This is a genomic window from Streptosporangium sp. NPDC002524, assembly GCF_040295985.1.
Lineage (GTDB): Bacteria > Actinomycetota > Actinomycetes > Streptosporangiales > Streptosporangiaceae > Streptosporangium.
This window is the reverse complement of record NZ_JBEOWK010000003.1, coordinates 253,898-280,653: the sequence shown is the minus strand read 5'-3', so window position 1 is coordinate 280,653 and position 26,756 is coordinate 253,898. Positions and strand designations below refer to the sequence as shown.

Sequence of the window (26,756 nt, the reverse complement as noted above, 5' to 3'; positions counted from 1 at the left end):
CGCCCCCGGCCTTCCCCGTGCGACCGCGTCCGGGCCGTCCCTCCGCTGTCCCTCTGCCATCCCCTGCTGTCCTCCTTACCGCCTTACCGCCCCCCGCCGTCCCTGCCTTCCTCCCGCCGTTCCGGCTGTCCGAGGACACCGCCGCGCGCCGATAACCTTTCGGTCATGGGTTTTCGCAGGCATGGGCCGTTTCAGGCCGGGGATCAGGTTCAGCTCACCGACCCCAAGAACAAGCGCCACACGGTGACGCTGAAGGAAGACGGCGTGTTCCACACGCACAAGGGCGGAATCCCGCACAGTGAGCTGATCGGCCAGCCCGAGGGCTCGGTCGTGCGCTCGTCCGGCGGCACCCAGTATCTGGCGTTCAGGCACCTCCTCCAGGACTACACGCTCTCCATGCCGCGCGGCGCGGCGGTGATCTATCCCAAGGACTCGGCCCAGATCGTGGCGATGGCCGACATCTTCCCCGGCGCCCGGGTGGTGGAGGCGGGCGTCGGCTCCGGCGCGCTCACCTGCTTCCTGCTGCGCGCCATCGGCTCCGAGGGCACCCTCACCTCGTACGAGCGCCGCCAGGACTTCGCCGAGATCGCCACCAAGAACGTGGAGAAGTTCTACGGCGGCCAGATGAAGCAGTGGCGCCTGGTGGTCGGCGACTTCGCCGAGGATCTCGACGAGAGCGACGTCGACCGGATCATCCTGGACATGCTCGCCCCGTGGGAATGTGTGGACGCCGCGGCCCGCGCCCTCACCCCAGGCGGTGTGATCTGCTGTTATGTGGCGACCACGACTCAGCTGTCCCGTACGGTCGAAACTCTGCGGGAGCACGGGAGTTTCACCGAGCCCCATGCGTGGGAGACCCTGGTTCGTGACTGGCATGTCGAGGGGCTGGCGGTGCGGCCCGACCACAGGATGGTCGGCCACACCGGGTTCCTGGTCGCGGCCCGTCGCATGGCCGACGGGGTGACGCCACCACCTCGACGTAGACGTCCGGCGAAGGGGGCACATGGCGAGGAGTCCACGACTTCCACGTCTTCCGCCACATGATGACGATTCGGCCACGACGGCCCGTGAGAGCGTGACACGGGAGCAGACCTTCGTGTTCTTATACTTCTAGGGCTAAAAGCACCAAAAAGGATTAAACATCACGCACTTAATGTAGTCATATGAACACTGCTCAGCCAGGTAAGGGACAGCCCTCAGATGGGTAGGGTTTTGAGTAGTCGGTCTCGACTGGGAAGGAGGTGACGCCGTGGCAGCTCGCGACGACGCTGAGGCTCGTGCCGCGCAGCGCGAACGGGAGGTCGCCGACCTCACAACACAGGTCTCCTTCCTGCAGGAGGAGATCACCGCGTTGCGTCGGAAGCTGACGGAGTCTCCCCGGCAGGCCCGGATTCTCGAAGAGCGTCTCCATGACGTGCAGGCGAACCTCGCGGCCGTAACCGGCCAGAACGAGCGTCTGGTGGCCACCCTCAAGGAGGCCAGGGACCAGATCGTCGCCTTGAAGGAGGAGGTAGACCGGCTGGCGCAACCGCCGTCCGGATTCGGTGTGTTCCTCGAAACCAGAGAAGACGGCACGGTGGAGGTCTTCACCGGTGGCCGCAAACTCAGGGTGAACGTGAGTCCCGCGGTGGACGTCGAGGCGTTGAGGCGTGGCCAGGAGGTCATGCTCAACGAGGCGCTCAACGTGGTCGAGGCCCTCGGCTTCGAGGACCTGGGCGAGATCGTGATGCTCAAGGAGCTCCTCGAGGACGGCGAGCGCGCGCTGGTCATCTCGCACGCCGACGAGGAGCGGGTGGTGAAGCTCGCCGAGTCGCTGGTGGACCAGCCGATCCGGGCGGGCGACTCCCTGCTGCTCGAACCCCGCTCGGGCTACGTCTACGAGCGCATCCCCAAGTCCGAGGTCGAGGAGCTCGTCCTGGAGGAGGTGCCCGACATCTCCTACGAGGAGATCGGCGGGCTCATGCGGCAGATCGAGCAGATCCGGGACGCCATCGAGCTCCCGTACCTGCACGCCGACCTCTTCCGCGAGCACAAGCTCCGCCCGCCCAAGGGCGTCCTGCTCTACGGGCCGCCCGGCTGCGGCAAGACGCTCATCGCCAAGGCCGTCGCCAACTCCCTGGCCAAGCAGGTCGCGGAGAAGACCGGCCAGTCCGGCAAGAGCTTCTTCCTCAACATCAAGGGTCCCGAGCTTCTCAACAAGTACGTCGGCGAGACCGAGCGGCACATCCGCCTGGTCTTCCAGCGGGCTCGTGAGAAGGCCTCCGAGGGCACCCCGGTGATCGTGTTCTTCGACGAGATGGACTCGATCTTCCGGACCCGAGGCTCGGGCGTCTCCTCCGACGTCGAGAACACCATCGTTCCCCAGCTCCTGTCGGAGATCGACGGCGTCGAGGGCCTGGAGAACGTGATCGTGATCGGCGCCTCCAACCGCGAGGACATGATCGACCCGGCGATCCTGCGGCCCGGCCGCCTGGACGTCAAGATCAAGATTGAGCGGCCGGACGCCGAGGCGGCCAAGGACATCTTCTCCAAGTACCTCATCCCCGAGCTCCCGCTGCACGCCGAGGACCTCTCCGAGCACGGCGCCAACCGGCAGGAGACCATCTCCGGCATGATCCAGCGGGTCGTCGAGCGGATGTACACCGAGAGCGAGGAGAACCGCTTCCTCGAGGTGACCTACGCCAACGGCGACAAGGAGGTCCTGTACTTCAAGGACTTCAACTCCGGCGCGATGATCCAGAACATCGTCGACCGCGGCAAGAAGATGGCGATCAAGCAGTTCCTGGAGACCGGCCAGAAGGGCCTGCGGATCCAGCACCTGCTGGCGGCCTGCGTGGACGAGTTCTCCGAGAACGAGGACCTGCCCAACACCACCAACCCCGACGACTGGGCCCGCATCTCCGGCAAGAAGGGCGAGCGGATCGTCTACATCCGCACCCTCGTGACGGGCAAGCAGGGCACCGAGGCCGGACGCTCCATCGACACGGTGGCCAACACCGGCCAGTACCTGTAGAACACGCGTCACCGGCGGCGCGGCTCCCCATCGCGGGGGCCGCGCCGCTGGCCTTTTTAATCCCTTTGTCGCATTAATCCATATCTCCTTTCACGTCCGCCCCAGAAGTGGACAGAAATGGACAGCGGTCACAGGGAACCCAGGTGATCGAGACGCCGTCCAAGTGGCGTGCGTGAACATTCCGGTCCGGCCGCCCGGTGAACGGCGCGGGCTCCCGCGAGGCGCTTCGGGGAAGCGGCCGCCTCGCCGAGCTCGACCTCCTGCGCTTCCTCGCCGCCATCGCGGTGCTCGCCTTCCACTACTTCATCGCCTTCGCCTCGGTGTGGGGCGACCGCCCGGCGGAGCTGTTCCCGGCGATCTCCACCCTCTCCGGGCTCGGCATCCTCGGCGTCGAGCTGTTCTTCATGATCAGCGGCTTCGTGATCCTGATGAGCATCTGGGGACGCGGCCTGGGGGCGTTCGCCCTCTCCCGGCTGGTGCGGCTCTATCCCGCCTACTGGGTCAGCGTGGCCGTCACCGCCGCCGTCTACGGGCTCACCGCCGCCACGGCCCTGGACCCCAAGCTCAGCCTCGGCGAGTACGGGATCAACCTCACGATGCTCCAGCGGGCCCTCGGCGTCTACGACGCCAACGGCGTCTACTGGTCGCTCTGGGTGGAGCTCCGCTTCTACGTGCTGATCTCGATCCTGGTGATCGCCGGGGTGACGCTCAACCGCTGCCTGGCCTTCATGGGCGTCTGGCTGCTGGCGGCCGGGTACTTCGCCGGGAGCGAGGAGGCCTGGGTCGACCTGGTGGTCATGCCCAAGTACGCGGCGTACTTCGTCGGCGGCATGGCGTTCTTCCTGATGACGAAGTTCGGCCCCAGGCTCGTCCTGTGGTGCCTGGCCGGGATCAGCGGCGGCCTCGCCGTCAGCGCGGCGCTCGACCGGGTGGCCGGGCGGATCGAGAACGTCGGCTACGCCGCGATGCCCGTGCCCGAGTGGGCCGTGGTCGCCACCGTGGTCGGCTTCTACGTGCTCATGGCGATGGTGGCGCTCGGCTGGCTGGGGTGGCTGCGCTGGCGCGGCCTGGTCGTCCTGGGCGCGCTCACCTACCCGCTCTACCTCTTCCACACCCCGGCCGCCGTCCTGATCGTCCCCGCCCTGCGGGACACGCTGCCGCCCCCGCTGACCGCGCTGGTCACCCTGCTGGCCGCGATGGCGTTCTCGTACGTGGTGTACCGGGTGGCCGAGCGCCCGCTTCAGGAGTTCGTCAAGTCCAGGAGGCGCAGAAAGGCCGCATCCCCGTCCCCGTCACAGCTCCCCGCGCTCTCCTCGATCCCCCTCGCAACGGGCGAAAAGGCTTCGGTGCCATAACTGTCCGACCACCGGGCATAGTGAAGGGTCTAGGGTCGGGAATAGATACCACGGAGAGAATCAGTCCCTGACGAACAGAGGGTGCGCATGACGGTACGGCGGGTGATGGGCATCGAGACCGAATACGGCATCTCCGTGCCCGGACAGCCGGGGGCCAACGCGATGGTGACCTCCTCTCAGGTCGTGAACGCCTATCTGGCGGCCTCGGCCGCCAGGGCGCGGCGCGCGCGATGGGACTTCGAGGAGGAGAACCCGCTGCGGGACGCACGGGGGTTCGACCTCGCGCGGGAGGTGGCCGACCAGAGCCAGCTGACCGACGAGGACCTCGGCCTGGCGAACGTGATCCTCACCAACGGGGCCAGGCTGTACGTCGACCACGCCCACCCCGAATACTCCACGCCCGAGTGCACCAATCCCCGGGCGGCGGTGATCTGGGACAAGGCGGGCGAGCGGGTGATGCACGACGCGGCGGTCCGCGCCTCGGCGATGCCGGCCAACGCCCCGATCCAGCTCTACAAGAACAACACCGACAACAAGGGCGCCTCCTACGGCTGCCATGAGAACTACCTCATGCGCCGGGCCACCTCGTTCGCCGACATCGTCAGGCACCTGACGCCGTTCTTCGTCTCCCGGCAGGTCGTCACCGGCGCGGGCAAGGTCGGCATCGGCCAGGACTCCCGGGGCGAGGGCTTCCAGATCAGCCAGCGGGCCGACTTCTTCGAGGTCGAGGTGGGCCTGGAGACGACGCTCAAGCGGCCGATCATCAACACCCGGGACGAGCCCCACGCCGACCCGGAGAAATACCGCCGCCTGCACGTCATCATCGGCGACGCCAACATGTCGGAGATCTCGACCTACCTGAAGCTGGGATCGACCGCGCTCGTCCTGGCCATGATCGAGGACAACTACTTCACCCGCGACCTCGCCGTGGACAACCCCGTCCAGGCCCTGCGCGCGGTCTCGCACGACCCCACGCTCAAGTACGAGATCTCCATGCGCGACGGCCGCAAGCTGACGGCGGTGCAGCTGCAGATGGAGTATCTGGAGCTCGCCCGCAAGTACGCCGAGGAGCGCAGCGCCAACGGCCTGGACGAGCCCACCAAGGACATCCTGGAGCGCTGGGAGTCGGTCCTCACCCGCCTGGCGGAGGACCCGATGCAGCTGTCCAGGGAGCTCGACTGGGTGGCCAAGCTGGAGCTCCTGGAGGGCTACCGCACGCGTGACGGCCTGCCCTGGTCGCACCCGCGCCTGCAGCTCGTCGATCTCCAGTACTCCGACATCCGGCCCGACCGGGGGCTCTACAACCGCCTGGTCGCCCGGGGCCGCATGCAGCGCCTGGTCACCGAGGAAGAGGTCCAGCGGGCCGTCGAGGTGCCGCCCAACGACACCCGGGCCTACTTCCGCGGCCGATGCCTGAGCCAGTACAGCGAGTCGGTGGCCGCGGCCTCCTGGGACTCGGTCATCTTCGACATCCCCGGCCGCGAGTCGCTGCAGCGCGTCCCCACCCTTGAGCCGCTGCGCGGCACCAAGGCCCACGTGGGGGAGCTGTTCGACCGCTGCCGTACCGCCGCGGAGCTGGTGACGGCGCTGACCGGCGAGCAGTGAGCCGCCGGGAGGTCCCGAGAGGCGCCTGAGGGGTCCTGAGAGGTCCTGAGAGGGGGGAGGCGGTCCGGCCCGGACCACCTCCCCCCTCGGCGTGCCCGGACCCTTCGCTGCCCTGACCCCTTTCCGGCTGGATCCCTTGCCGCCCGGACCTCTTGGTGTCCGGACGTCCGGACCCCTTGCGGGCCGGATCCCTTGGTGGCCGGGCCTCTTGCGGGCCGGATCCCTTGCGGGCCGGATCCCGGCAAACCGGACACCTGGATTGACGGGGGACGGAGAACCGGGATACGTTCCGGGTGTTTTGTGGCGGTGCGAGGGAAATCCGGTGAGATTCCGGTGCGGTCGCGCCACTGTAACCGGCTCCCCGGAGCCGGAAGCCAGGTCACACTCGGCCGCCACCGACCTACGAAAAGGGACGCGTAAATCCCGGAGGAGGTGGCCGTGAGCCAGATCTCGGCACCGCACGTTCAGCCCATCCCATGGCCCTCGCTCACCCGCTGGCTGCTCGCCGTACCGGTGCTGCTGCTCCTCGCCTACCTGGTCACCTTCGACCAGGGAGCGATCTCCCAGGCGGGAAACTACCTGCACGAACTCATGCACGACGGGCGTCACCTGCTCGGCGTACCGTGCCACTGAGCCACAGGTGATCACCAAACTCATCGTCCGGGGTCTCGTCGTCGGACTGCTCGCAGGGCTGCTCGCGGCCGTCTTCGCCTACACCGTCGGCGAACCGCGCATCGACCAGGCCATCGCGCTGGAGGAGGCGGCCGCCGCGGCCGCCGCCCCGGCCGGGACACACGACGACACCGGGACCGCCGCCCACTCCCACGACGAGGAGGAGGCGCTGGTCAGCAGGGACGGGCAGCGCTTCGGGCTCTTCCTCGCCCTCGGCCTGTACGGCCTGGCGATCGGGGGCCTGTTCTCCCTCGTCTACGCGGCCGTACGAGGCCGGGCGGGACCCCGCTCGGAACCGGTGCTCGCGGTCACGCTCGCCGCCGCCGCGTTCACCTCCGTCGTCCTCATCCCCTTCGTGAAGTATCCCGCCAACCCTCCGGCCGTCGGCGATCCGGAGACCATCAACCAGCGAACCGTGCTCTACCTGGTCGCGGTGGTCATCGGGATCCTCGCCGTCGCCGCGGCCGTCGCCGCCTACCGCTACGCCTCGCGGAGCGAACCGTGGGTGCGCTGGCTGTCGGCGGGCGCCACCTTCCTGGTCCCCGTCGTCGCGGCCTGGATCCTCCTGCCGGAGATCTCGGAGGTGCCCCAGGGCTTCCCCGCCGACCTCCTGTGGGACTTCAGGGTCGCCTCCATAGGGACCCAGGTGGTCTTCTGGGCCGGTGTCGGCGCGCTGTTCGCCTTCGCCGCCCGCAGGCGCGGCCCGGTGTGACGACCCCCTCGGGGGTCACCCGCCTGCTCCTGGTCTGCCACGCCTCCACCTCGGCGACGGTACGGGCCGCGTTCCCGGGTGACGAACCACTCGACGAACGCGGCCTGCGCCGGGCCGGGGAGATGGCGGGGGACCTCGGCCCGGGGCCCGCGGCCTGCCCTCCCGAGCTGCGCTGCGTCCAGACCGCGGCGGCGCTCGGCCTGCGGGCCGAGCACGACCCGCTGCTGGCCGACTGCGACTACGGCCGCTGGAGCGGGATGACCCTCGGCGAGGTCGAGGCCGCCGAACCCGAGGCGCTCGCCTCCTGGCTCGGCGACCCCGGCGCGGCGCCGCACGGCGGGGAGCCGGTCACCGCGCTCCTCGCCCGGGTGTCAGGCTGGCTCGCCGCCCGCGCCCCCGGCAGGGCCGTCGCGGTCACCCACCCGGCGGTCGTCCGCGCCGCGGTCGTCCACGCCCTCGGCGCCCCCGCCCAGTCCTTCTGGCGCGTCGACGTCGCGCCGCTGGCCCGCGTGACGCTCACCGGGCGCGGCGGGCGCTGGCGGCTCAGCTACCTCCCATGACGGTCAGAGCGCCCGGCGGCCCTTTGATCGCGACTGCTTTCGACTGATTTCGACGAGACGGACAGGAGATCCCGAAGGTGCCTGACTCCCGCTATCCCTTCACCGCGATCGTGGGGCTGGAGGACCTGAAACTCGCGCTGATCCTCAACGCGGTCTCCCCCCGCGTCGGGGGAGTGCTGGTCAGGGGGGAGAAGGGCACCGCCAAGTCCACGGTCGTGCGGGCGCTGGCCGCGCTCCTGCCGCCCGTCGAGGTGGTGACCGGCTGCCGCTTCTCCTGCGACCCGGCCGCCCCCGACCCCGGCTGCCCGGACGGCCCGCACGAGAGCCGTACACCCCCGGCCCCCCAGCCCGCCACCGTGCGGCCCGGCGAAGCCCGGCCAGACGGGACTCAGCCCGTCACCGTGCGGCCAGACGGAGCTGAGCCCGGTGAAACTCAGCCCGATGGGGCTCGGCTCGGAGAGGCTCGGCCCGGCGCGGCTCAGTCCGTCACCGGGCAGTCCGTCACCGAACGGGCCGCCACCGAACGGGCCGCCACCGGGCGGTCCGGCGGAGCGCGGGACGGCGCCGCGCGGCCCGCCCGGCTGGTCGAGTTGCCCGTCGGCGCCTCCGAGGACCGTCTCGTCGGCTCCCTCGACATCGAGCGCGCCCTCACCGAGGGCGTGAAATCCTTCGAACCCGGCCTCCTGGCGAGCGCCCACCGGGGCGTCCTGTACGTGGACGAGGTCAACCTCCTCCACGACCACCTGGTGGACCTGCTGCTCGACGCCGCCGCCCTCGGCACCTGCTACGTCGAGCGCGAGGGGGTGTCGGTACGGCACGCCGCCCGGTTCCTGCTGGTCGGGACGATGAACCCCGAGGAGGGGGAGCTGCGCCCGCAGCTGCTCGACCGCTTCGGGCTGACCGTGGAGGTCCGGGCCTCGCGGGAACCGTCCCAGCGGGTGGACGTGGTACGGCGCCGCCTGGCCTTCGAGGCCGACCCCGACGCCTTCGCCGCCGCCTGGTCGGACGAGGAGCGGGCGCTGGCCGCGCGCATCGCCGAGGCGCGTGCCCGGGTCCCCCAGGTCGTCCTGCCGGACGCGGCACTGCTCAGGATCGCCACCGTCTGCGCGGGCTTCGAGGTGGACGGGCTCCGGGCCGACCTGGTCACCGCCGGTGCGGCGATCGCGCACGCCGCCTGGCAGGGCCGCGTCACCGTCACCGCCGACGACGTACGGGAGGCGGCCAGGCTCGCGCTCCCGCACCGCCGCCGCCGCGACCCCTTCGACGCGCCGGGCCTGGACGAGTCCAAGCTCCAGGACCTCCTGGACCAGATCCCCGACGACCCCGAGGACCCCGACGACCCGGAAGGCCCGGAGGGCCCGGACGACTCCGGGGGCCCCGGGGGCACCGATCCGGACGGCGGCCCGGACGGACCGGCGCCCGACGACGGCCCCGAGGCCGGGGACGCCACCTCCGGCGACCTGGACGCCCCGGGCGCTCCCGGCGACGGGGACACCTCCCGGCCCGCGGCCCCGGACGTCCCGGACGGTCCCGACCCGGGGACGCGGAACCCCGCCTCCTCCGCCGCGGAGCCCGGTGAACCGCGTGAGACGACCGGGGGAGGACCGGCCCGCGAGCGGACCTTCGACGCCGAACCCGGGGGCAGGGCCAGGCTGTTCACCGTCCCCGGTGTCGGCGCGGGAGCCCCCGGGCGCCGGTCGCGCGCCAGGACGCCCCTGGGCCGTACCACCGGGGCCCGGGTCCCCGAGGGCCACCCCGGCTCCCTCCACCTGCGGGCCACCGTCGGCGCCGCCGCCCCGTACCAGGTGGCGCGGGGCAGGAGCGGGCCGGGACTGCTGCTGCGGCGCGGCGACCTCAGGGAGGCGGTCCGCGAGGGCCGCGAGGGCAACCTGGTGCTGTTCGTGGTGGACGCCAGCGGTTCCATGGCCGCCAGGCAGCGCATGCGGGCGGTCAAGACCGCGGTGCTCGGACTGCTCCTCGACGCCTACCAGCGCCGCGACAAGGTCGGGCTCGTCACCTTCCGAGGCGCCCGCGCCGACCTGGTCCTGCCGCCGACCTCCTCCGTGGAGGCCGGTGCGGCCCGGCTGCGGGAGCTCCCCACCGGGGGGCGTACCCCTCTTGCCACCGGTCTGCTGCGGGCCGCCGAGGTGCTGCGGGTCGAGCGTCTGCGCGACCCGTCCAGGCGCCCGCTGGTGGTCCTGGTCACCGACGGGCGGGCCACCTCGGGCACCGTCGAGGAGTCCCACCGCGCGGCGGGACTGCTGGCCGGGGTGGCGGGGGTGGTGGTCGACTGCGAGGGCGGCCACGTGCGCCTCGGCCTCGCCGCCTCGCTGGCGGCGCGGATGGGCGCGGAGACCGTACGCCTCGACGACCTCACCGACCTGGCCGGGATGGTCCGCGAGCGCCGCGGCGCCGCGTGACCGCGATGGGCGGGCGAGCACGGAGGGACCACGGGACGGCGGGGCCGGCGGGGACGGTGCGGACACCGCGCCGCGCGAACGGCCGGCGAGGAGACCGCGCAGGGCGAGGGTGAACGGCCGGTGAGGACGCCGCGCCACATGACGTGAACCGCACGACAACAGCCGCACGACAGCAGCCGCACGACAGCAGTCGCATGACAGCGAAGGTCGCATGACAGTGAAGGGAGGGCGACGATGCCGCAGGGCAAACCCGTCAGCGTGCCCGAGGACGGCCTGACCACCAGGCAGCGCCGCACCCGGCCGCTGCTGATCGTCCACACGGGACCGGGCAAGGGCAAGTCCACCGCCGCCTTCGGCCTGGCCCTGCGCGCCTGGAACCAGGGCTGGCCGATCGGGGTCTTCCAGTTCGTGAAGTCCGCCAAGTGGCGCATCGGCGAGGAGCGGGCGCTGCGGGTGCTCGGCGACTCCGGCGAGGGCGGGCCGGTCTCCTGGCACAAGATGGGCGAGGGCTGGTCCTGGATCCAGCGCCCCGGCAGCGAGGAGGACCACGCCGCCGACGCCCGCGAGGGCTGGGAGCAGATCAAGCGCGACCTCGCCGCCGAGACGTTCCGCCTGTACGTGCTCGACGAGTTCACGTACCCGATGAAGTGGGGCTGGATCGACGTCGACGAGGTGGTCGAGACCCTGCGCGGGCGTCCCGGCGGCCAGCACGTCGTCGTCACCGGCCGCGACGCGGACCCCCGGCTGCTCGACGCCGCCGACCTCGTCACGGAGATGGGCAAGGTCAAGCACCCGATGGACGCCGGGCAGAAGGGTCAGAAGGGCATCGAATGGTAGCCCGGCTGGTCATCGCGGCCCCCGCCTCCGGAGCGGGCAAGACGACCGTGGCGACCGGTCTGATGGCCGCCCTCGCCCGCCGGGGCATGGCGGTCTCCCCGCACAAGGTGGGGCCCGACTACATCGACCCCAGCTACCACGCCATGGCCACCGGACGCCCCGGGCGCAACCTCGACCCCTGGCTGGTGGGGGAGGAGCTCGTCGCCCCGCTGTTCCTGCACGGCGCGGCCGGGGCGGACGTCGCGGTCGTGGAGGGCGTGATGGGCCTGTACGACGGCGCGGGCTCCACCGAGTTCGCCTCCACCGCGCACGTCGCCAGGCTGCTCGGCGCCCCGGTGGTCCTGGTCGTGGACGCGGCCAAGCAGAGCCGTTCCGTGGCGGCGCTGGTGCACGGGTTCGCCTCCTACGACACCCGGATCAGGCTCGGCGGGGTGATCCTCAACCGGGTCGGCTCCGAGCGGCACGAGGCCATCTGCCGCGAGGCGCTCGCGGAGAGCGGTGTCCCGGTGCTCGGCGCGATCCGCCGCAGCGACGCCGTCGCCACCCCCTCCAGGCACCTGGGCCTGGTCCCCGCCGCCGAGCGCCGCACCCAGGCCGTGCGGGCCATGGACGCCGTCGCGGACCTGGTCGCGGCCTCCTGCGACCTGGAGGAGCTCCTGCGCCTGGCCCGTACCGCGCCGCCGCTGACGGCCGTCCCGTGGAGTCCCGGGCCGCCCGTCGCTCCCGTCACGAGGATCGCGGTCGCCGGGGGGCAGGCCTTCACCTTCGGCTACACCGAGCAGGCCGAGCTGCTGGCGGCGGCGGGCGCCGAGGTCGTCCCCTTCGACCCGCTCGTCGACGAGACCCTCCCCGAGGGGGCTCGCGGGATCGTCATCGGGGGTGGCTTCCCCGAGGTCTACGCGGCCGAGCTGTCGGCCAACGAGCCGCTGCGCGAGCGGGTCGCCGCGTTCGACGGGCCGATCTCGGCCGAGTGCGCGGGCCTGCTGTACCTCGCCAGGAGGCTGGACGGCAGGCCGATGTGCGGGGTCCTCGACGTCGAGGCCAGGATGACCGGCACCCTCACCCTCGGCTACCGGGACGCGGTGGCCGTCCGCGACTCGCCGCTCACCAGGGACGGGGAGCGCTACCGGGGCCACGAGTTCCACCGCACCGCGGTCGAGCCCGCCCCGGACCGGCCGCTGTTCCGCTGGCGCGGCGGCGCCGACGGGTTCGCCGACGGCCGGGTCACCGCCTCCTACCTGCACCTGCACTGGGCCGGCAGTCCCCGGCTGGCCTCCAGGTTCGTCGAGGCCTGCCGCCGCGTCCCGGTCGTCTGACCTCTCCCGTCCCAAGGCCCGATCCGAGTCCTGGTCCACGTTCCGGTCCACATTCCGATCCACAGCCTGATCCACGGTCCGATTCACAACCTGATCCGCGTCCCGATCCACAGCTGATCCGCGTCCCGAGCCAAGGCGTGATCCGCGTCCCGATCCGAACCGGCCCGAGATTAATTCGTGATGGCCGACGATGTTTTAATGATCAAGAATGCGGACATCTAGCCTTTTCGCGGTTTTTGAGTTTCATCCGTTCTGATCAATCCCGCCCGTTCCGAAAAAAGCGTCAGCCTGGCCGTAACGGAACGCCCGGCCTCGCGAGGCCCGGACCCAGGTGACGGGAGAAAATCGGAAAGACGGCGTCCCCATTCCGAATAACCGGTTTCCGGATGCCCGGCCGGTCGCGCGAGGTGCCGGGGTGAAGGCCCCGAGAGGCCCCGAGAGGCCTTGAGAGGGGCCGGTGAAGGCCCGGGAGGTTCAGGTGAAGGTGTCCGGCGGCAGCCGGGCGGCGGGCAGCCGTGGCGGGGCGAGGGCCACCCCCTCCGCGTGGAGGATCGCCGACAGCATGCGGCCCGCCTGCCCCATGCTGATGCGGGACGCCGGGTCGCGCCGGAGCAGGCCCTCCAGGACGGGCCACAGCACCCCCGCCCGCGCCACCTGCTCCTGATGCCCGCCCGCAGGATCGCGCGGCGCCGGCGTACGGGAGAGGGGGCGCGGCGGCCGGCCCTCCACCGCGAAGTACAGGCTCGCCCCGAACGACCACAGATCGCCCGCGGGGGTCGGCGGCCCGCCCCGCAGCCGCTCCGGCGCGACGAAGGTGGGAACGGGGACGGTCGGCATGGTCGCGGAGGTGTCGGGATCGCCGTGCAGCGCCGCGATGCCGAAGTCGGCCAGCACCACCCGGTCGCCGGTGAGCAGGATGTTGCGCGGGTTGATGTCCCGGTGCAGGACGCCCGCCCCGTGCGCGTGGCGCAGCCCGCCCAGCAGCTGGAAGCCGATCCACGCCGCCCAGTGGGTCGGCAGGCGGCCCAGGTGCCGTACGGTCTCCTTGAGCGTGAGGGCCTCCAGGAGCTCCATCACGATCCAGAGCCGCCCGTCCTCCTCGAGGAGGTCGTGCACGGAGATCACCGCCGGGTGGTTCAGCCTCCCCGCCGAGCGCGCCTCGCGCAGCGCCCGTCGTCGCGCGTCGTGCATGTCCGCCCCGTCCTCGCCGGGCCGGGGCTGGATCTCCTTGATCGCCACGTTCCGCCTGAGCAGGGAGTCGTGGGCTCTCCACACCCTGCCCACGCCGTCCCGCCCGATCGGCGAGGCCAAGTGATAACGATCACCTAGTAAACGTGCCTTTCCCGCATCTGTTCCCATGAATCACCTGCTGCACGATAGAAGCCGGGCCCCTCAGCTGATTCATATTTTCACCTGGAACAGCGCACTATGTGATTACCTACGGTGATTCTCTGTAACGATTCAGACGCATGGGCATGATGGAATGTTGTTCCGTGTCCGTAAAGCCTGATTGCGGAATCAGGAAAATGGCCCGGGGGGCGGCCGGAGCGTTTCGGAAACGCCCGCGAACGCCCGCGAACGGCGTCAGGCCGCGCTGAAGCAGCGCACGTCCTCCAGCATCTTCGAGGTCCGCTCGGCGCTCAGCCGCGCCCGCGGATCCTTGCGCAGCAGCCCCCGCAGCACCGGCTCCAGGGCGCCCGCCCGCTTGGGCGCGCGCGGGGGCTCGCGCAGCGCCGCCACCAGCGCCGCCATCGAGTTCACCGTGCGGAACGGGGTCCTGCCCTCCACCGCCATGTAGAGCGTCGCGCCGAACGACCACATGTCCGCCTCGCGGGTGCCGCCCCTGCCCTGCAGCGCCTCCGGCGCGATGAACGCCGGGGTGCCCCGCGTCGAGGTCGTCGCGGCGCCCTCCGGCGCGGCGAAGCCGAAGTCGGCCAGCACCACCCGGTCGCCGGTCAGCATGATGTTGGCGGGCTTGATGTCGCGGTGGATCACCCCGCCGTCGTGCGCGTGCCGCAGCGCCTCCAGCAGGCGGCACCCCATCGCCGCCACCAGGTCCACGGGGAGCGGGCCCGCCTGCACGAGCGTGTCGTGCAGCGTCAGCGCCTCCAGGAACTCCATGACGATCCAGAGGCGCTCGGCCTCCTCGGTGAGGTTGTGCACCGTCACGATGCCCCGGTGGCTCAGCCGCGCCGCCATGCGCGCCTCTCTCACCACCCGCCGCCGCTGCTCGGCCGCGGCGGCCCCCGGTGGCAGGAGTATCTCCTTGAGGGCCACCTCTCGCTCCAGAAGCAGGTCGTATGCGCGCCAGACGACGCCGGTCGCCCCCTGGCCGACGCGTGAGACGAGCTTGTACCTGCGCGCGATGATGGTGCTCACCCCCCAATGATCGCAGTTTCCAGCCCCGAAGGCCTACCTGGAACGTTCCTTATCTCTCCAGGAGTGTCGGATCTGCCCGGATTCCACGGGTGACGATGCTCACATGGGGGGCGTACGGGCTCACGGGGCTCGCCCGGCCCGGGGAGGCATCGCCGGGCCGCACGGGGCGCGCGGGGGCTCACACGAGACCGACGCCGAGCAGCAGCGTGCCCGCGCCCAGCGACACCCCGCCCGCCGGGACCAGCCAGATCAGCCTGTTCGGCTTCGTGTCGGAGGGGCGCACCACGGACAGGAAGAAACCCAGCGGCATCAGGATGGGCGCCGCCACGATCAGGATCCGGGACAGGTCCTTCAGGCCGCCGGACAGGTCCGCCCGGTCGATGTAGAGCAGCGCGACGAGCGCGAAGAGCACCAGGACGCCCGCGTGCGCGTGCCCGGCCCGCCACAGGCCACGCCGTACCGGATTGTCCATGTAGCCGGGGACTCCGCGCATGATGTGCCCGAGCAGGGAGACCCCGCCGAAGGCCACGGCGGGCACGGTGATGAGGAGTATTCCCGCTGTGCTCAGTGACGACGGTGACATGGGGGACCTCTCGTTGGATAGTGGAGCTAGCCAATTATTGGATAGGGCTGCTATCCAGTCAAGGGGGCACGGATTTGCCTTGAGGCCTCCGGGAGGGTTCCCTGGCGGGCAGGACCTCGGCACGGCCCGTACGGGCTCCCGTAAAGATCGCGGGACGATCCGCGCGCAATGTCGCCCGGTTCGGGGAAGATATGAATCAGATCCGTCCCCCAGGTGGAGGTGCCACACATGGCAAGCAAGGACACCGGCGGCCAGAAGCAGACCGGCCGTACCGACAAGGAGGTCGAGGAGACCGCCCCGGCGGAAACCTCCGACGTCCAGGAACGCCACGAGAAGCTCTCCGATGACGTCGACGCGATCCTCGACGAGATCGACGAGGTCCTTGAGGAGAACGCCGAGGAGTTCGTGAGGAGTTACGTGCAGAAGGGCGGACAGTAGGTCCGTCCGGCGGAATCCAGGGCCAGCGGTGAGGGCGGATCCGGCGAGCGGCCGGAAGATCCGTCCTGACCACGGCCCGGCCCGGCGGGCGGGTGACGTACGGCCGTCCCCGCCGGGAGCGTCTTTCCGGTCGCTCCGCCGCCGCCGAGCGCCGTGAGCACGTCGAGCCGATCAGGGGAGGCCCCTCCGGGAATGGTTCCCGGAGGGAATGAGAGCCGTCCGGGGTGTGTGGCGGGAAGGCGCGGGCCGGGTCGCCCGCGACCGTCCCCGATCCGGCGGACAGGCCGTTTCCCTTCGGCTCCGCCACCCCGTCACTCCCACCGGCTCCGCCACCCTCGTCACCTCCTTCGCTCCCGTCGCCTCCGTGACGGCCCGGTGCGGTGGAGAACCGCGAGCACCGGATCCCCGCGACGCCCTTCCCCGGGCATCGCCCCATGTCTTCCACCGGCACCGTCACTGTGTTCTCTCGCGAGCGGTTCTCCCGTGAGCGCCGCCTCCTTCGCGGGTACCTGTTTCCGCGTCCTTCGTGAGCGCCTCCGCCTCCGTGGGCGCCGGTCTCATGTCTTCGTGGGCTCTCCGTGGGCACCCGGCCTCCGTCCCCTCCGTAAGCGCACCCCGCCTGCCCTCGCCGACGCGTGCGCCGGGATCGGCGCCGCCTTCGTGGTCTTCGCGGTATCCGTCATGTTCGTCGTATTTGTCGTGTTCGACGGGGATGTGCGATGGATCCGGCGACCGGTAACGATCATCCGCAAAGATTCAAAAGCCCGGCGCGAGGGGTTCGCGCTGAGCTGATCCAGGGAAGTGCAAGCAGCACGGCAAGATGAGTAAGGTCGGGCCTTAAAGGACTGCACCTTTGGAGGGAGTCGCGTGGGATCTCACAGGGACCTGCCCGCCGGCATGGTGAATCACATCTTTACCGACACCGGGAGCTCCTCGTTCACCGAGTTCGTCAGGTCCCATTCGCCGGACTTGCTGCCTGGCCGTAACGAGGCCCTGGCGACTCCGGTGGGCGATCAGATCCCGCACGCCACCACGATCGTGGCGGCGATGTGCGCCGGTGGCGTGGTGATCGCGGGCGACCGCCGGGCGACCTCCGGCAACATCATCTCCCAGCGTGACATGGAGAAGGTGTTCCGCACCGACGACTACTCGGGCATGGGCATCGCCGGGGCGGCGAGCACCGGCATCGAGATGGCCCGCCTCTACCGGGTGGAGCTCGAACACTACGAGAAGCGCGAGGGCCGCACGCTCTCGGTGGCCGGCAAGGCCAACCGGCTCGCCACGATGATCCGCGGCAACCTGCCGATGGCGATGCAGGGGCTCGTGGTCGTCCCGCTCTTCGCCGCCTACGACCCCGACGTCGACGGCGGGCGCATTTTCAGCTACGACGTGGGCGGCGGCCCCTACGAGCAGCGCCAGCACCACGCGATCGGGTCCGGCTCGATCTTCGCGCGGGGCGCCCTGAAGAAGCTCTACCGCGAGGGCGCCTCACCCGAGGACACCGTGCTGACGCTGATCCAGGCCCTCTACGACGCGGCCGACGACGACTCGGCGACCGGTGGCCCCGACGTGATCCGCAAGATCTGGCCCGTCGTCGCGGTGATCACCGCCGACGGATACCACCGCCTCCCCGACGAGGAGGTCGGAGAGCTCGTCCGGGTCGTGGTCGAGTCCCGGGCGGACCGCCCCGACGGCCCCGTCGCCCCGCTGCGCTAACACGAGAGGATCACCCCAGGTGTCCATGCCTTTTGGATATGTCTCGCCCGAGCAGCAGATGCGGGACAAGGCGGACTACGCGCGCAAGGGGATCGCGCGGGGCCGTAGTGTCGTCGTCCTGCAGTACGCGGACGGCATCCTGTTCGTCGCGCCCAACCCGTCCCGGGCCCTGCACAAGATCAGCGAGATCTACGACAAGATCGGTTTCGCCGCGGTCGGCCGCTACAACGAGTTCGAGGCCCTGCGCCTCGGCGGCATCCGATACGCCGACATCAACGGCTACACCTACGCCCGCGACGACGTCACCGCCCGGGGCCTGGCCAACCTCTACGCTCAGAACCTCGGCCAGATCTTCACCGAGTCGCTGAAGCCGTTCGAGGTGGAGATCGTGGTCGCCGAGGTCGGCGACTCCTCCGACGAGGACCACATCTACCGGCTGACCTTCGACGGCTCGGTCTTCGACGAGGCGGGCCTGGTGGCGATGGGCGGCCAGGCCGAGGCGGTGGCGGGCCGTCTCAAGGAGCGCTACCGCGACGGCCTGTCGCTGGGCGAGGCGCTGGAGGCGGCGCTGTTCGCGCTGACCGAGCCGGGGGGCGAGCGCTTCCCGGCGAGCCAGCTCGAGGTGGCGGTGCTCGACCGCAACCGGCCGCACCGCAAGTTCCTGCGGCTCAACGGCCCCAGGCTGGAGCGGCTGCTGGCCGACGGGGCCCCCGCGGCCGAGTCGGCCGCCCAGGCGGCCAGGGACGAGAACCCCCTCTCCGCGCCCGACACGCCCGGCGCCCCGCCGACGGCGCCCGACGGCGACATCGACACCGGATCCAGCGGCTGACCACGCCCGCAGCCGACACGGAGCGCCGTCCCCGTCCGGGGGCCGGCGCTCCGCTGTGTTCTGGATCACATCCTCCCCGGACAACCGATGCCGCCCGCCGACGGTCACAGGCTGTGTGAAGAACGCCATCCCGCGCGCCTGGACCAGGCTCGTTCCCCCCTTGACCACTCCCGCCGTTTCGCGAGGAACCACCCCGCGAGGGGCCACCCCGCGAGGGGTCACCCCGCGAGGGGTCGGCACGCGCAGGGCAGGCCCCGCGCTCGCCATGCTCGCGGCCGTGGCACTGGTGTCCGGCTGCGCCGCGGAGACCACCCCCGCCGCCCCGCCGCCCTCCGCGTCCGCCCCCTCGGCGGGCACGCCGGACGCCCCCGCGGAGACCGCTCCGGCCGCCGCGGAGACCACCCCGGCCGCCTCGCCCGCCGCCACCCCCGAACTCTTCGGCACCGAGTTCCAGGCCGCCCCCGAGCACGACTGGAGCAAGGGGCGCCCGCCGCCCTTCGAGGGCGTCCTGCGCGGCTGGCTCACCGACGTGGACGACGACGGGGTGGCCGAGTACCGGCCGATCCGCTTCGTCCAGAACGGCGGCGAGGACGGCCACTTCGACGGCCCCGAGGAAGGCGACGTGGTCCGCTACCTCGCGCCCATCGCCGAGGACGTGAGGTTTCTCGCCGACAGCGGCTGCGACGGCACGACGCAGACCTACGACAGGGCCACCAACCTCGGCACCGAGCGCTGCCCCCGCCAGACGCTGATCGACAACGTCAGGGAGGCCGCCTCCCTCACCGGCGTGGAGGGCCTCCACCGGCCAGCCCTGATCACCACCGAGAACGGCAGGATCACCAAGGTTGTCGAGATCTTCTGGCAGGGCGGAGGCTGACCGGGACCGCCGATCCGGCGCCTTCGCACCGCCCGCGCCCGGCGGCGGGCCGCGCGCGGGCCGCGTCCGCGCCCGGTCCGCGCTTAGCCCCTCACAGGCCGGGGCATAAGCCGTACGACCGAAAACCCCATGATCCCTCCCGCGAGAGGGGTTCGGCGAATAGTGTGAGGCAATGGATCGTCGCATCTTCGGGCTTGAGAACGAGTACGGCGTCACCTGCACGTTCAGGGGGCAGCGGCGGCTGTCACCCGACGAGGTAGCGCGTTATCTATTCCGCCGTGTCGTCTCCTGGGGCCGATCGAGCAACGTCTTCCTCCGCAACGGGGCCCGCCTGTATCTCGACGTGGGCAGCCACCCCGAGTACGCCACCCCCGAGTGTGACAACGTCGTGGAGCTCGTCACCCACGACAAGGCGGGCGAGCGCATCCTGGAGGGCCTCCTCGTCGACGCCGAGAAGCGTCTCCGCGAGGAGGGCATCGCCGGGGACATCTACCTTTTCAAGAACAACACCGACTCCGCGGGAAACTCCTACGGCTGCCACGAGAACTACCTGGTCGGCCGGCACGGCGAGTTCGGCCGCCTGGCCGACGTGCTGATCCCGTTCCTCGTCACCCGGCAGATCATCTGCGGGGCGGGCAAGGTGCTGCAGACCCCGCGCGGAGCCGTCTACTGCGTCTCCCAGCGGGCCGAGCACATCTGGGAGGGCGTCTCCAGCGCCACCACCCGGTCGCGCCCGATCATCAACACCCGTGACGAGCCGCACGCCGACGCCGAGCGGTTCCGCCGCCTGCACGTCATCGTCGGCGACTCCAACATGAGCGAGACGACCATGCTGCTCAAGGTCGGCGCGACCGACCTGGTGCTCCGCATGATCGAGGCTGGCACCGTGATGCGCGACCTGTCCCTGGAGAACCCGATCCGGGCCATCCGCGAGGTCTCCCACGACATGACCGGGCGGCGCCGGGTCCGGCTGGCCAACGGCCGCGAGGCGTCCTCGCTGGAGATCCAGGAGGAATACCTCTCCAAGGCCCGCGACTTCGTCGACCGCCGCGGCGGCGACGAGATCAGCCACCGGGTGCTGGAGCTGTGGGAGCGCACCCTCAACGCGGTCGAGACGGGCAACCTCGACAAGGTCGCCCGCGAGATCGACTGGGTGACCAAATACCAGCTGATCGAGCGCTACCGCAAGAAGTACGACCTGCCGCTGTCGAGCCCCAGGGTCGCCCAGCTCGACCTCGCCTACCACGACGTGCACCGCCGCCGTGGCCTGTTCTACCTGCTGCAGAAGCGCGGCGCGGTGGAGCGGGTGGCCTCCGACCTGAAAATCTTCGAGGCGAAGTCGGTGCCGCCGCAGACCACCCGGGCCCGGCTGCGCGGCGAGTTCATCCGCAAGGCGCAGGAGAAGCGCCGCGACTTCACCGTCGACTGGGTGCACCTGAAGCTCAATGACCAGGCGCAGCGCACCGTTTTGTGTAAGGACCCCTTCCGTAGCGTCGACGAGAGGGTGGACAAGCTCATCGCGGGAATGTGACGGTCATACTTCGGCAAGCTCGTCCCGGCCTTACCTCCTCCGTACGCCGGGACGGGTAGTGTGGCGCGAACCTGACGTCTGCTTGAGGGATACCTATGCGCCGCCGCAGCATGGCCGTACTGGCCGCAGTGCCTCTGATGTTCGCCGCAGCATGTGGCTCCGGTGGAGGCGTGGCCACCGGCGCCTCCAGTCCCGCGAGCAGCAGCAGCGGGGTCGCCGAGCTGCAGGTGACCGGGCAGGCCGGCGCCAAGCCGACCGTCGCCTTCCCGTCCAAGGTCGTCGAGACCTCCTCCTACAAGGTGCTCACCCCCGGCACCACCGGCGAGGCCGCCAAGCTCGGCACCAGCGTCGTCGCCAACTTCACCGTCTTCACCTGGGACGGCAAGGAGAACAAGATCGCCGGCTCGACCTACGACGAGGGCGGGCCGCAGGTCATCACGCTCAACGAGCAGGTCCCGGAGATCCTCCGCAAGGGCTTCGCCGAGACCAAGGGCGGCGGCAGGTTCATGTCCGTCGTCGCCAAGGACGCGCTGCCCGCCGAGCAGCAGGCGCAGGCCCCTCCGGGCCAGTCGCAGGTCTTCGTGGTCGACGTGGTGGGCGTCCCGCAGACGAAGGCCGCCCAGGGCACCGCGACCGACCCCGGCGTCGAGGGGATCAAGGTGGAGAGCCCGGGCGGCGACGCCGCGCCGAAGCTCACCACCAAGACCAAGAAGAAGGCTCCCAAGGAGCTCGTCACCGAGACCGTCATCAAGGGCACCGGCCCCGAGGTCAAGACCGGCCAGTCGATCCTGGTGCAGTACGCCGGGAAGATCTGGGGCTCTGACGTCGAGTTCGACAGCAGCTGGGCCCGCGGCGGTCAGCCGATCATGTTCCCGATCGGCGCCGGCAAGGTCATCAAGGGCTGGGACCAGGGTCTGGTCGGCGTCCCGGTCGGCAGCCGGGTGCTGCTGAGCATCCCGCCGGACCTCGGTTACGGCAAGGCGGGCAGCGGCGACAAGATCAAGGGCACCGACACCCTCGTCTTCCTGGTCGACGTGCTGGGCGCCTACTGAGCCCGCTGAGCCACCTGACCCGCTGATCCACTGATTCATCTCCGGCGGGGCCCACCGGGCCGCCGCCGGAGCACCCCGCCCCATCCCGGAGCCCGGCCGTGCGCGCACGGCCGGGCTCCGTGCTTTCCGGGCCCAAGGCGCAGGCCCAGGGGCACGGAGGGCGGGGGCACAGGGTGCGAGGTGCTGGGCACAGGGGTCGGGAGACCCGGCGCACGGTCCGCGCGGCCGCGTACGGGCCGGATTCGTCCGCCTCGTCGGCGTACGGGTCAGGCCGTCCGCCTCGTCCGCCGGGTTTTGTGCCGTCCGAAACTCCCGCCAGATCGTCCGCCGGGTCCCGTGCCGTCCGGAACGCCCGCCGGAATCTCCACCGATCCCGTGCCGCCGGGAACGCCCGCCGGGAACGTCCGCCGCGAACGCCGATGGAATGCCCGGCGGCCCCGCGGGCGAGGGCGTGACCTCTGGGAGCCGCGGCCTACAATCCGGGCTGTGAGCGGCGACGATCTCGACACGGTGGCGGTACTCCACGACCCGGTGCGCCGGGCCGTCTACGACTACGTGGCCTCCCGGGGCCGGGACGTGGGGCGCAACGAGGCGGCCGAGGCGGTGGGGGTGCAGCGGACCCTGGCCGCCTTCCACCTCGACCGGCTCGTCGAGGCGGGCCTGCTGGAGGCGGGGTTCCGGCGGCTGACGGAGCGGACGGGACCCGGCAGCGGCAGGCCGGCGAAGGTCTACCGCAGGGCGCCGGGGGAGTGGCAGGTCAGCGTGCCCGCCAGGGACTACCGCACCCTCGCCCTCGTGCTGGCCGAGGCGGTCGAGTCGCTCGGCGGCGACGAGCGGGCCGAGCGGGCCGCCCGGCGCGCGGGGGCCAGGTCCGCGGGGGAGGGCGAGGATCTCGCCGGGGTGCTGCGGCGGCGCGGGTACGAGCCCTACGAGGAGGACGGCCGGGTGCGGCTGCGCAACTGCCCGTTCCACGTGCCGGCCGAGGAGCACCCGGTGCTGGTCTGCTCGGTGAACCTGGAGCTGTGCCGCGGGCTGCTCGACGCGCTCGGGCGGGACGCCTCGGCGGCCAGCCTGGACCCGCGCCCCGGGGAGTGCTGCGTCGCCTTTTCTAAAAACAATGAAGATTGACATAGAAGGATTGGGGATGATCTGCTGTGTCCATGCATCTGGCCCAGCTGAACGTCGCCCACGCGCGCGCCCCCCAGGACTCGCCGGAACTGGCCTCCTTCGTGGCGGGCCTCGACTCCATGAACCGGCTGGCCGAGGCCGACCCCGGCTTCGTGTGGCGCCTCAAGGGGGGTGACGGCCCCGAGGACATGATCGAGCACGGGTACGGCGACCACCTGCTGATCACCTTCTCCGTGTGGAGGTCGCGCGAGGCGCTGTGGGACTACGTCTACCGCAGCGGCCACCTGGCGTTCCTGCAGCGCCGCAGGGAGTGGTTCCTGCGCGTCGCGGAGCCGTACCTGGTGATGTGGTGGATCCCCGAGGGGTACGAGCCGACGCTCGCCGAGGGGATGGAGCGCCTGGAGCGGCTGAGGGCCGAAGGCCCCACGCCGGAGGCCTTCACCTTCAAGAAGTTCTACGACAGCAGCGAGGCCGCGTGGCGCCCGGCGGCGGCGGAGGCGAGGAAGTAGGCCAGGTCCTCGTCCAGGCCCCGGCCCATCGTCGACAGGCGCACCGGGGAGCCCCGCAGCGCCTCGTACAGCCCGTCCACCGGCACCTCGACCAGCTCGTGCCGCGCGGCGAGCGGGCGCGACTGCTCGGCCACCCGCCTGCCGAAGTCGCCGGGCAGCACGGGCACGGCGACCTGGGCCGGGGCGAGCGCCACCCGGCCGTAGGCGGTCAGCGAGTGGTGTGAGACCCCGATGTGGCGCTCGCGCAGGTCGCCCTCGCTGACCCGCAGCGCCGCGACCGGGCGGCCCCCCAGGACGGCGGCGGCGTTGACCGCCTCACCGGCCGAGACGCCGGAGAAACCCCAGCGGGTGCCGCTGCCCAGGTTGCCCGGCCCCTGGGTGACGATCGCGACGTCGGCCTCCAGGACGTGCCTGGCGGCGAGCAGGCCGGTGTGCGGGGTCACCGCCTCCACGTCGCCGCCGAAGGCCTGGCCCGCCGTGACGACGCCGCACAGCCAGCCGGTCTCCCGCAGCCGCGCGCACGACATGGAGAACCAGGCGGGCAGCGCGCCCCCGTCGAGCATCACGTAGGCGACCCTGACGGGCCTTCCGCGCTCCCTCGCGATCTCCCCGGGCCCGGCGGGGCGGTCCCGGCCGCCGGGCGCGGCGGGGTGGCTCCGGCCGCCAGGCCCGTCCGTGCTCTCTCCGGCCTCCAGCGGGCTCCGGTCACCGGGCCGGTCCGTGGTCTCCCCGGTCTCCGGCGGGTTCCGGTCGCCGGGCCGGTCCGGGGATCTCCCGGCCTCCGACAGACTCCGGTCGCCGGATTCGCCCGTGAATCTCCCGGGCTCGGGCGGGTTCTGGCCGTACAGGCCGCAGAGGATCGCGGGCAGGGCCGAGTGCAGGTCAGCGACGATCACCGGCATGCCGTCCACGGAGTCGGCGTCGCGCAGGACCTCGTGGAAGGGCGAATCCTGCTCGTCCGCGCCGAGGACGGTGGCCTGCAACGGGGTGTAGCGTGCCTTCACCAGGTGTCCGGGGCCTTGAGGATCTTGTGGCAAACGGTCGGGAACAGCCACCACCATGGCGTAGCCTCCCGTACCGAGACCCATCGCGAGCGCGGTCGTGTTGAGCAGCACCACGTCACCGGGCTCCGGACGTCCCACCAGGGCCGGGTAGGCGAGCGCGCGTGCCTCACCGTCCTCGGTGGTCACGTCGAGTTCCACCGCCCCCGGCCACTCGCGCCGGACCCGTACGACCTCGCCCCTGCGCCATCTGATCACGGGGGAAGGGTAGCGTCACTCGAACAGGGAGGAGGCCGGATGTCGCGCCGGAAGACCGAGCGGCTGCTCAATCTCGTGATCTGCCTGCTGGCCACGCGGCGGCCGCTGAGCGCCGAGCACATCCGCCAGGCGGTGCCGGGCTACGACGCCGACAACGACGAGGCCTTCCAGCGGATGTTCGAGCGGGACAAGAACGAGCTGCGGGAGATCGGCATCCCGATCGAGGTCCACAAGGACCCGTGGGAGGAGGATCCGGGCTACCGGATCGTCCGCTCGGCGTACGAGCTGCCGGAGATCACCCTGGAGCCCGACGAGGCCGCCGTGGTGGGCCTGGCGGCCCAGGTGTGGCAGCGGGCCAGCCTCGCCGAGGCGGCGAGCGGGGCGCTGCTGAAGCTGCGCGCCGGGGGCGTGCAGACCGACGAGGCCCACGGGGTGCTCGGCGGGGCGCTGGAGCTGCGCGTCGACACCCAGGACCCCTCCTTCCCCGCGCTGTGGGAGGCCGTGCGCGACCGGCGCGCGGTCCGGTTCGCCTACCGGGCGGCGGCCAGCCAGAACGTGCTCACCCGCACCGTGGAGCCGTGGGGCGTCGTCAGCCGCCGGGGCCGCTGGTACATGGTCGGCCACGACCGCGACCGGGACGCGCCGAGGGTCTTCCGGCTCAGCCGGATCAGCGGCACGGTCACCACCGTCGGCCGTCCCGGCGCCGTGGTGGTGCCCGACGGCGTCGACATCAAGTCCATGGTCGGCTTCAGCGACGCCGCCGTCCGCGAGCGCACCGCCCTCGTCCGGGTCAGGGAGGACACCTGCCAGGGGCTGCGCCAGGTGGCGAAGGCGGTGCGGCCCGCCGGCGGCGGCTGGGACGAGCTGGACGTCGACTTCACCGACCCCGGCCGGCTGGCCGGGTGGATCGTGGGCTTCGCCGCGGACGCCGAGGTGGTCGGCCCGCCCGACGCCCGCGACGCGGTCATCTGCCGCCTGAAGGGAGCACTCGCGTGAGCACGGCCGATCGCCTGCCCAGGCTGCTGGCACTGGTTCCCTACCTGATGTCGCACCCCGGGGCCCAGGTGCCCGAGGTCGCGAAGATCTTCGGGCTCAGCGAGAAGCAGCTCATCGACGACCTGCAGCTGGTCTGGATGTGCGGGCTGCCCGGCCACACCCCCGGCGACCTGATCGACGTGTCGTGGGACGGCGGGGAGATCGTCATCGACAACGCCGAGACCATCGCCCGCCCGCTGCGGCTGGGCGTCGACGAGGCGAGCGCCCTGCTGGTCGCGCTGCGCCTGCTCGCCGAGATGCCGGAGTTCGGGGAGCGCGACGCGCTGGCCCGGGTGATCGCCAAGTTCGAGCAGGCCTCGGGCGAGGGCGCCGCGGCCGTCAGCAGCCAGGTCGCGGTGGAGGTCGACGCCGCGCCCGACGCGCTGCCCGTCGTCAACGAGGCGCTGCGGAGCGGCAGACGGCTGTCGCTGCGCTACTACGTGCCGGGCCGCGACGAGGTCACCCCGCGTGAGGTCGACCCGATGCGCCTGGTCGTCGTCGACGGCCGCCCCTACCTGTCGGGCTGGTGCTACCGGGCCGAGGCGGTCCGGCTGTTCCGGCTGGACCGGATGCTCTCCGTCGACGTGCTCGACGTGCCCGCCGACCCGCCCGCGGGCGCCGTGGCCGACGAGGTGACGCCCGGGGTGTTCCGGCCCTCGCCGACCGACGAGCTGGTGGAGCTGGAGCTGACCGCCGCGGGCCGCTGGGTCGCCGAGTACTACCCGTGCGAGCGGGTCGAGGAGCTCGGCGAGGGCCGCGTGCGGGTGGCCCTGCGGGCCAGGGACCAGGGCTGGCTGGTACGCCTGGCGCTGCGCCTCGGCGACACCGGCAGGGTGGTCTCGCCCGCCTCGCTGGACGAGAGCGTCCGGGCCGCGGCCACCGCCGCGCTGAATCGTTACGAGTCGGTTTCCTGACGCACGGAGCTGGAGT

Annotated in this window: 24 protein-coding genes and 1 riboswitch; of the genes, 20 read left to right on the top strand and 4 right to left on the bottom strand. The window is 71.4% G+C overall.

The genetic code is table 11. The annotated features are described in order from the left end of the window. Positions 1-165: 165 nt before the first annotated feature. From ABT053_RS06190 to ABT053_RS06145, 10 genes are all read left to right on the top strand, one after another. Positions 166-1,044 carry a tRNA (adenine-N1)-methyltransferase gene (locus tag ABT053_RS06190; protein WP_350967792.1) on the top strand — a complete coding sequence of 293 codons (879 nt, stop codon included), beginning with the start codon at positions 166-168 and terminating at the stop codon, positions 1,042-1,044. Positions 1,045-1,249: 205 nt separating this feature from the next. Continuing rightward, the gene (gene arc / locus ABT053_RS06185; RefSeq protein ID WP_350967791.1) at positions 1,250-3,013 is read left to right on the top strand and encodes a proteasome ATPase; all 1,764 of its coding nucleotides are present in this window, start codon (positions 1,250-1,252) and stop codon (positions 3,011-3,013) included. A gap of 197 nt (positions 3,014-3,210) precedes the next feature. Beyond that, positions 3,211-4,368: an acyltransferase family protein gene (locus tag ABT053_RS06180; RefSeq protein WP_350967790.1), complete on the top strand. Its 1,158-nt coding sequence runs from the start codon at positions 3,211-3,213 to the stop codon at positions 4,366-4,368. 87 nt (positions 4,369-4,455) lie between these two features. Continuing rightward, positions 4,456-5,973: a depupylase/deamidase Dop gene (gene dop / locus ABT053_RS06175; protein ID WP_350967789.1), complete on the top strand. Its 1,518-nt coding sequence runs from the start codon at positions 4,456-4,458 to the stop codon at positions 5,971-5,973. Positions 5,974-6,260: 287 nt separating this feature from the next. Continuing rightward, positions 6,261-6,394: riboswitch (adenosylcobalamin (AdoCbl) riboswitch) on the top strand. A gap of 17 nt (positions 6,395-6,411) precedes the next feature. Further along, entirely contained in the window at positions 6,412-6,606 is a 195-nt protein-coding gene (locus tag ABT053_RS06170) for a CbtB domain-containing protein (RefSeq protein WP_350967788.1), read from the top strand. A 7-nt stretch (positions 6,607-6,613) separates the two neighbouring features. Next, positions 6,614-7,357, top strand: coding sequence for a CbtA family protein (locus tag ABT053_RS06165; protein WP_350967787.1), 744 nt, complete (start codon positions 6,614-6,616; stop codon positions 7,355-7,357). Further along, complete coding sequence (locus ABT053_RS06160; protein ID WP_350967786.1) at positions 7,354-7,917, top strand: histidine phosphatase family protein; 564 nt, start codon at positions 7,354-7,356, stop codon at positions 7,915-7,917. Before ABT053_RS06165 ends, ABT053_RS06160 begins: the two co-directional genes overlap by 4 nt. Before the next feature lie 77 nt (positions 7,918-7,994). Continuing rightward, on the top strand, positions 7,995-10,337 hold the full coding sequence (locus ABT053_RS06155; RefSeq protein WP_350967785.1) for a VWA domain-containing protein: 2,343 nt from the start codon (positions 7,995-7,997) through the stop codon (positions 10,335-10,337). Positions 10,338-10,571: 234 nt separating this feature from the next. Then, positions 10,572-11,174, top strand: a complete 603-nt coding sequence (cobO, locus tag ABT053_RS06150) for a cob(I)yrinic acid a,c-diamide adenosyltransferase (protein WP_344743375.1) — start codon at positions 10,572-10,574, stop codon at positions 11,172-11,174. Beyond that, positions 11,168-12,490, top strand: coding sequence for a cobyrinic acid a,c-diamide synthase CobB (locus tag ABT053_RS06145; RefSeq protein WP_350967784.1), 1,323 nt, complete (start codon positions 11,168-11,170; stop codon positions 12,488-12,490). The genes cobO and ABT053_RS06145 overlap by 7 nt, the downstream gene beginning before the upstream one ends. A 474-nt stretch (positions 12,491-12,964) precedes the next feature. On the opposite strand, the gene ABT053_RS06140 is transcribed toward ABT053_RS06145, so the two are convergent. The 3 genes from ABT053_RS06140 to ABT053_RS06130 form a co-directional block, all read right to left on the bottom strand. Further along, a complete protein-coding gene (locus tag ABT053_RS06140) occupies positions 12,965-13,801 on the bottom strand; it encodes a serine/threonine-protein kinase (RefSeq protein WP_350967783.1) in 837 nt (278 codons plus the stop codon). 273 nt (positions 13,802-14,074) lie between these two features. Further along, on the bottom strand, positions 14,075-14,869 hold the full coding sequence (locus ABT053_RS06135; RefSeq protein ID WP_344743373.1) for a serine/threonine-protein kinase: 795 nt from the start codon (positions 14,867-14,869) through the stop codon (positions 14,075-14,077). Positions 14,870-15,047: 178 nt separating this feature from the next. Beyond that, positions 15,048-15,452, bottom strand: coding sequence for a hypothetical protein (locus ABT053_RS06130; protein WP_350967782.1), 405 nt, complete (start codon positions 15,450-15,452; stop codon positions 15,048-15,050). Between the two features lie 228 nt (positions 15,453-15,680). Here ABT053_RS06130 and ABT053_RS06125 point away from each other — a divergent pair, with 228 nt between their 5' ends. The 8 genes from ABT053_RS06125 (at position 15,681) to ABT053_RS06090 (ending at position 23,532) form a co-directional block, all read left to right on the top strand. Next, complete coding sequence (locus tag ABT053_RS06125) at positions 15,681-15,890, top strand: ubiquitin-like protein Pup (RefSeq protein ID WP_329079325.1); 210 nt, start codon at positions 15,681-15,683, stop codon at positions 15,888-15,890. An 897-nt stretch (positions 15,891-16,787) separates the two neighbouring features. Beyond that, positions 16,788-17,606, top strand: a complete 819-nt coding sequence (prcB, locus tag ABT053_RS06120; protein ID WP_350967971.1) for a proteasome subunit beta — start codon at positions 16,788-16,790, stop codon at positions 17,604-17,606. A 25-nt stretch (positions 17,607-17,631) separates the two neighbouring features. Beyond that, on the top strand, positions 17,632-18,435 hold the full coding sequence (prcA, locus tag ABT053_RS06115) for a proteasome subunit alpha (protein ID WP_350967781.1): 804 nt from the start codon (positions 17,632-17,634) through the stop codon (positions 18,433-18,435). Between the two features lie 277 nt (positions 18,436-18,712). Beyond that, positions 18,713-19,312, top strand: a complete 600-nt coding sequence (locus ABT053_RS06110; RefSeq protein ID WP_350967780.1) for a hypothetical protein — start codon at positions 18,713-18,715, stop codon at positions 19,310-19,312. Positions 19,313-19,484: 172 nt separating this feature from the next. Continuing rightward, positions 19,485-20,843: a Pup--protein ligase gene (gene pafA, locus ABT053_RS06105; RefSeq protein WP_030904553.1), complete on the top strand. Its 1,359-nt coding sequence runs from the start codon at positions 19,485-19,487 to the stop codon at positions 20,841-20,843. Between the two features lie 95 nt (positions 20,844-20,938). Continuing rightward, positions 20,939-21,895 (top strand): FKBP-type peptidyl-prolyl cis-trans isomerase, encoded by a 957-nt coding sequence (locus tag ABT053_RS06100; RefSeq protein ID WP_350967779.1) that lies wholly within the window; start codon positions 20,939-20,941, stop codon positions 21,893-21,895. Positions 21,896-22,381: 486 nt separating this feature from the next. Then, the gene (locus ABT053_RS06095; protein WP_350967778.1) at positions 22,382-23,023 is read left to right on the top strand and encodes a helix-turn-helix transcriptional regulator; all 642 of its coding nucleotides are present in this window, start codon (positions 22,382-22,384) and stop codon (positions 23,021-23,023) included. A 32-nt stretch (positions 23,024-23,055) separates the two neighbouring features. Continuing rightward, entirely contained in the window at positions 23,056-23,532 is a 477-nt protein-coding gene (locus ABT053_RS06090) for a DUF3291 domain-containing protein (protein WP_350967970.1), read from the top strand. On the opposite strand, the gene ABT053_RS06085 is transcribed toward ABT053_RS06090, so the two are convergent. Beyond that, positions 23,478-24,791, bottom strand: coding sequence for a DUF3866 family protein (locus tag ABT053_RS06085; RefSeq protein WP_350967777.1), 1,314 nt, complete (start codon positions 24,789-24,791; stop codon positions 23,478-23,480). The genes ABT053_RS06090 and ABT053_RS06085 overlap by 55 nt on opposite strands. 39 nt (positions 24,792-24,830) lie before the next feature. Between ABT053_RS06085 and ABT053_RS06080 the strand changes: the two genes are divergently transcribed. Together ABT053_RS06080 and ABT053_RS06075 are read left to right on the top strand one after the other, a co-directional pair. Beyond that, a complete protein-coding gene (locus ABT053_RS06080) occupies positions 24,831-25,787 on the top strand; it encodes a helix-turn-helix transcriptional regulator (RefSeq protein WP_350967776.1) in 957 nt (318 codons plus the stop codon). Further along, positions 25,784-26,740, top strand: a complete 957-nt coding sequence (locus tag ABT053_RS06075; protein ID WP_350967775.1) for a helix-turn-helix transcriptional regulator — start codon at positions 25,784-25,786, stop codon at positions 26,738-26,740. Before ABT053_RS06080 ends, ABT053_RS06075 begins: the two co-directional genes overlap by 4 nt. The last annotated feature ends 16 nt before the right edge of the window (positions 26,741-26,756 follow it).

What these genes read in the sequence shown, in the direction of transcription:
- ABT053_RS06190 (WP_350967792.1), top strand. Translation starts at nt 166, where the DNA reads ATGGGTTTTCGCAGGCATGGGCCGTTTCAGGCCGGGGATCAGGTTCAG.
- dop (WP_350967789.1), top strand. Translation starts at nt 4,456, where the DNA reads ATGACGGTACGGCGGGTGATGGGCATCGAGACCGAATACGGCATCTCC.
- cobO (WP_344743375.1), top strand. Translation starts at nt 10,572, where the DNA reads ATGCCGCAGGGCAAACCCGTCAGCGTGCCCGAGGACGGCCTGACCACC.
- ABT053_RS06145 (WP_350967784.1), top strand. Translation starts at nt 11,168, where the DNA reads ATGGTAGCCCGGCTGGTCATCGCGGCCCCCGCCTCCGGAGCGGGCAAG.
- ABT053_RS06130 (WP_350967782.1), bottom strand. Translation starts at nt 15,452, where the DNA reads ATGTCACCGTCGTCACTGAGCACAGCGGGAATACTCCTCATCACCGTG.
- ABT053_RS06125 (WP_329079325.1), top strand. Translation starts at nt 15,681, where the DNA reads ATGGCAAGCAAGGACACCGGCGGCCAGAAGCAGACCGGCCGTACCGAC.
- prcB (WP_350967971.1), top strand. Translation starts at nt 16,788, where the DNA reads ATGGTGAATCACATCTTTACCGACACCGGGAGCTCCTCGTTCACCGAG.
- prcA (WP_350967781.1), top strand. Translation starts at nt 17,632, where the DNA reads ATGCCTTTTGGATATGTCTCGCCCGAGCAGCAGATGCGGGACAAGGCG.
- pafA (WP_030904553.1), top strand. Translation starts at nt 19,485, where the DNA reads ATGGATCGTCGCATCTTCGGGCTTGAGAACGAGTACGGCGTCACCTGC.
- ABT053_RS06100 (WP_350967779.1), top strand. Translation starts at nt 20,939, where the DNA reads ATGCGCCGCCGCAGCATGGCCGTACTGGCCGCAGTGCCTCTGATGTTC.
- ABT053_RS06090 (WP_350967970.1), top strand. Translation starts at nt 23,056, where the DNA reads ATGCATCTGGCCCAGCTGAACGTCGCCCACGCGCGCGCCCCCCAGGAC.
- ABT053_RS06080 (WP_350967776.1), top strand. Translation starts at nt 24,831, where the DNA reads ATGTCGCGCCGGAAGACCGAGCGGCTGCTCAATCTCGTGATCTGCCTG.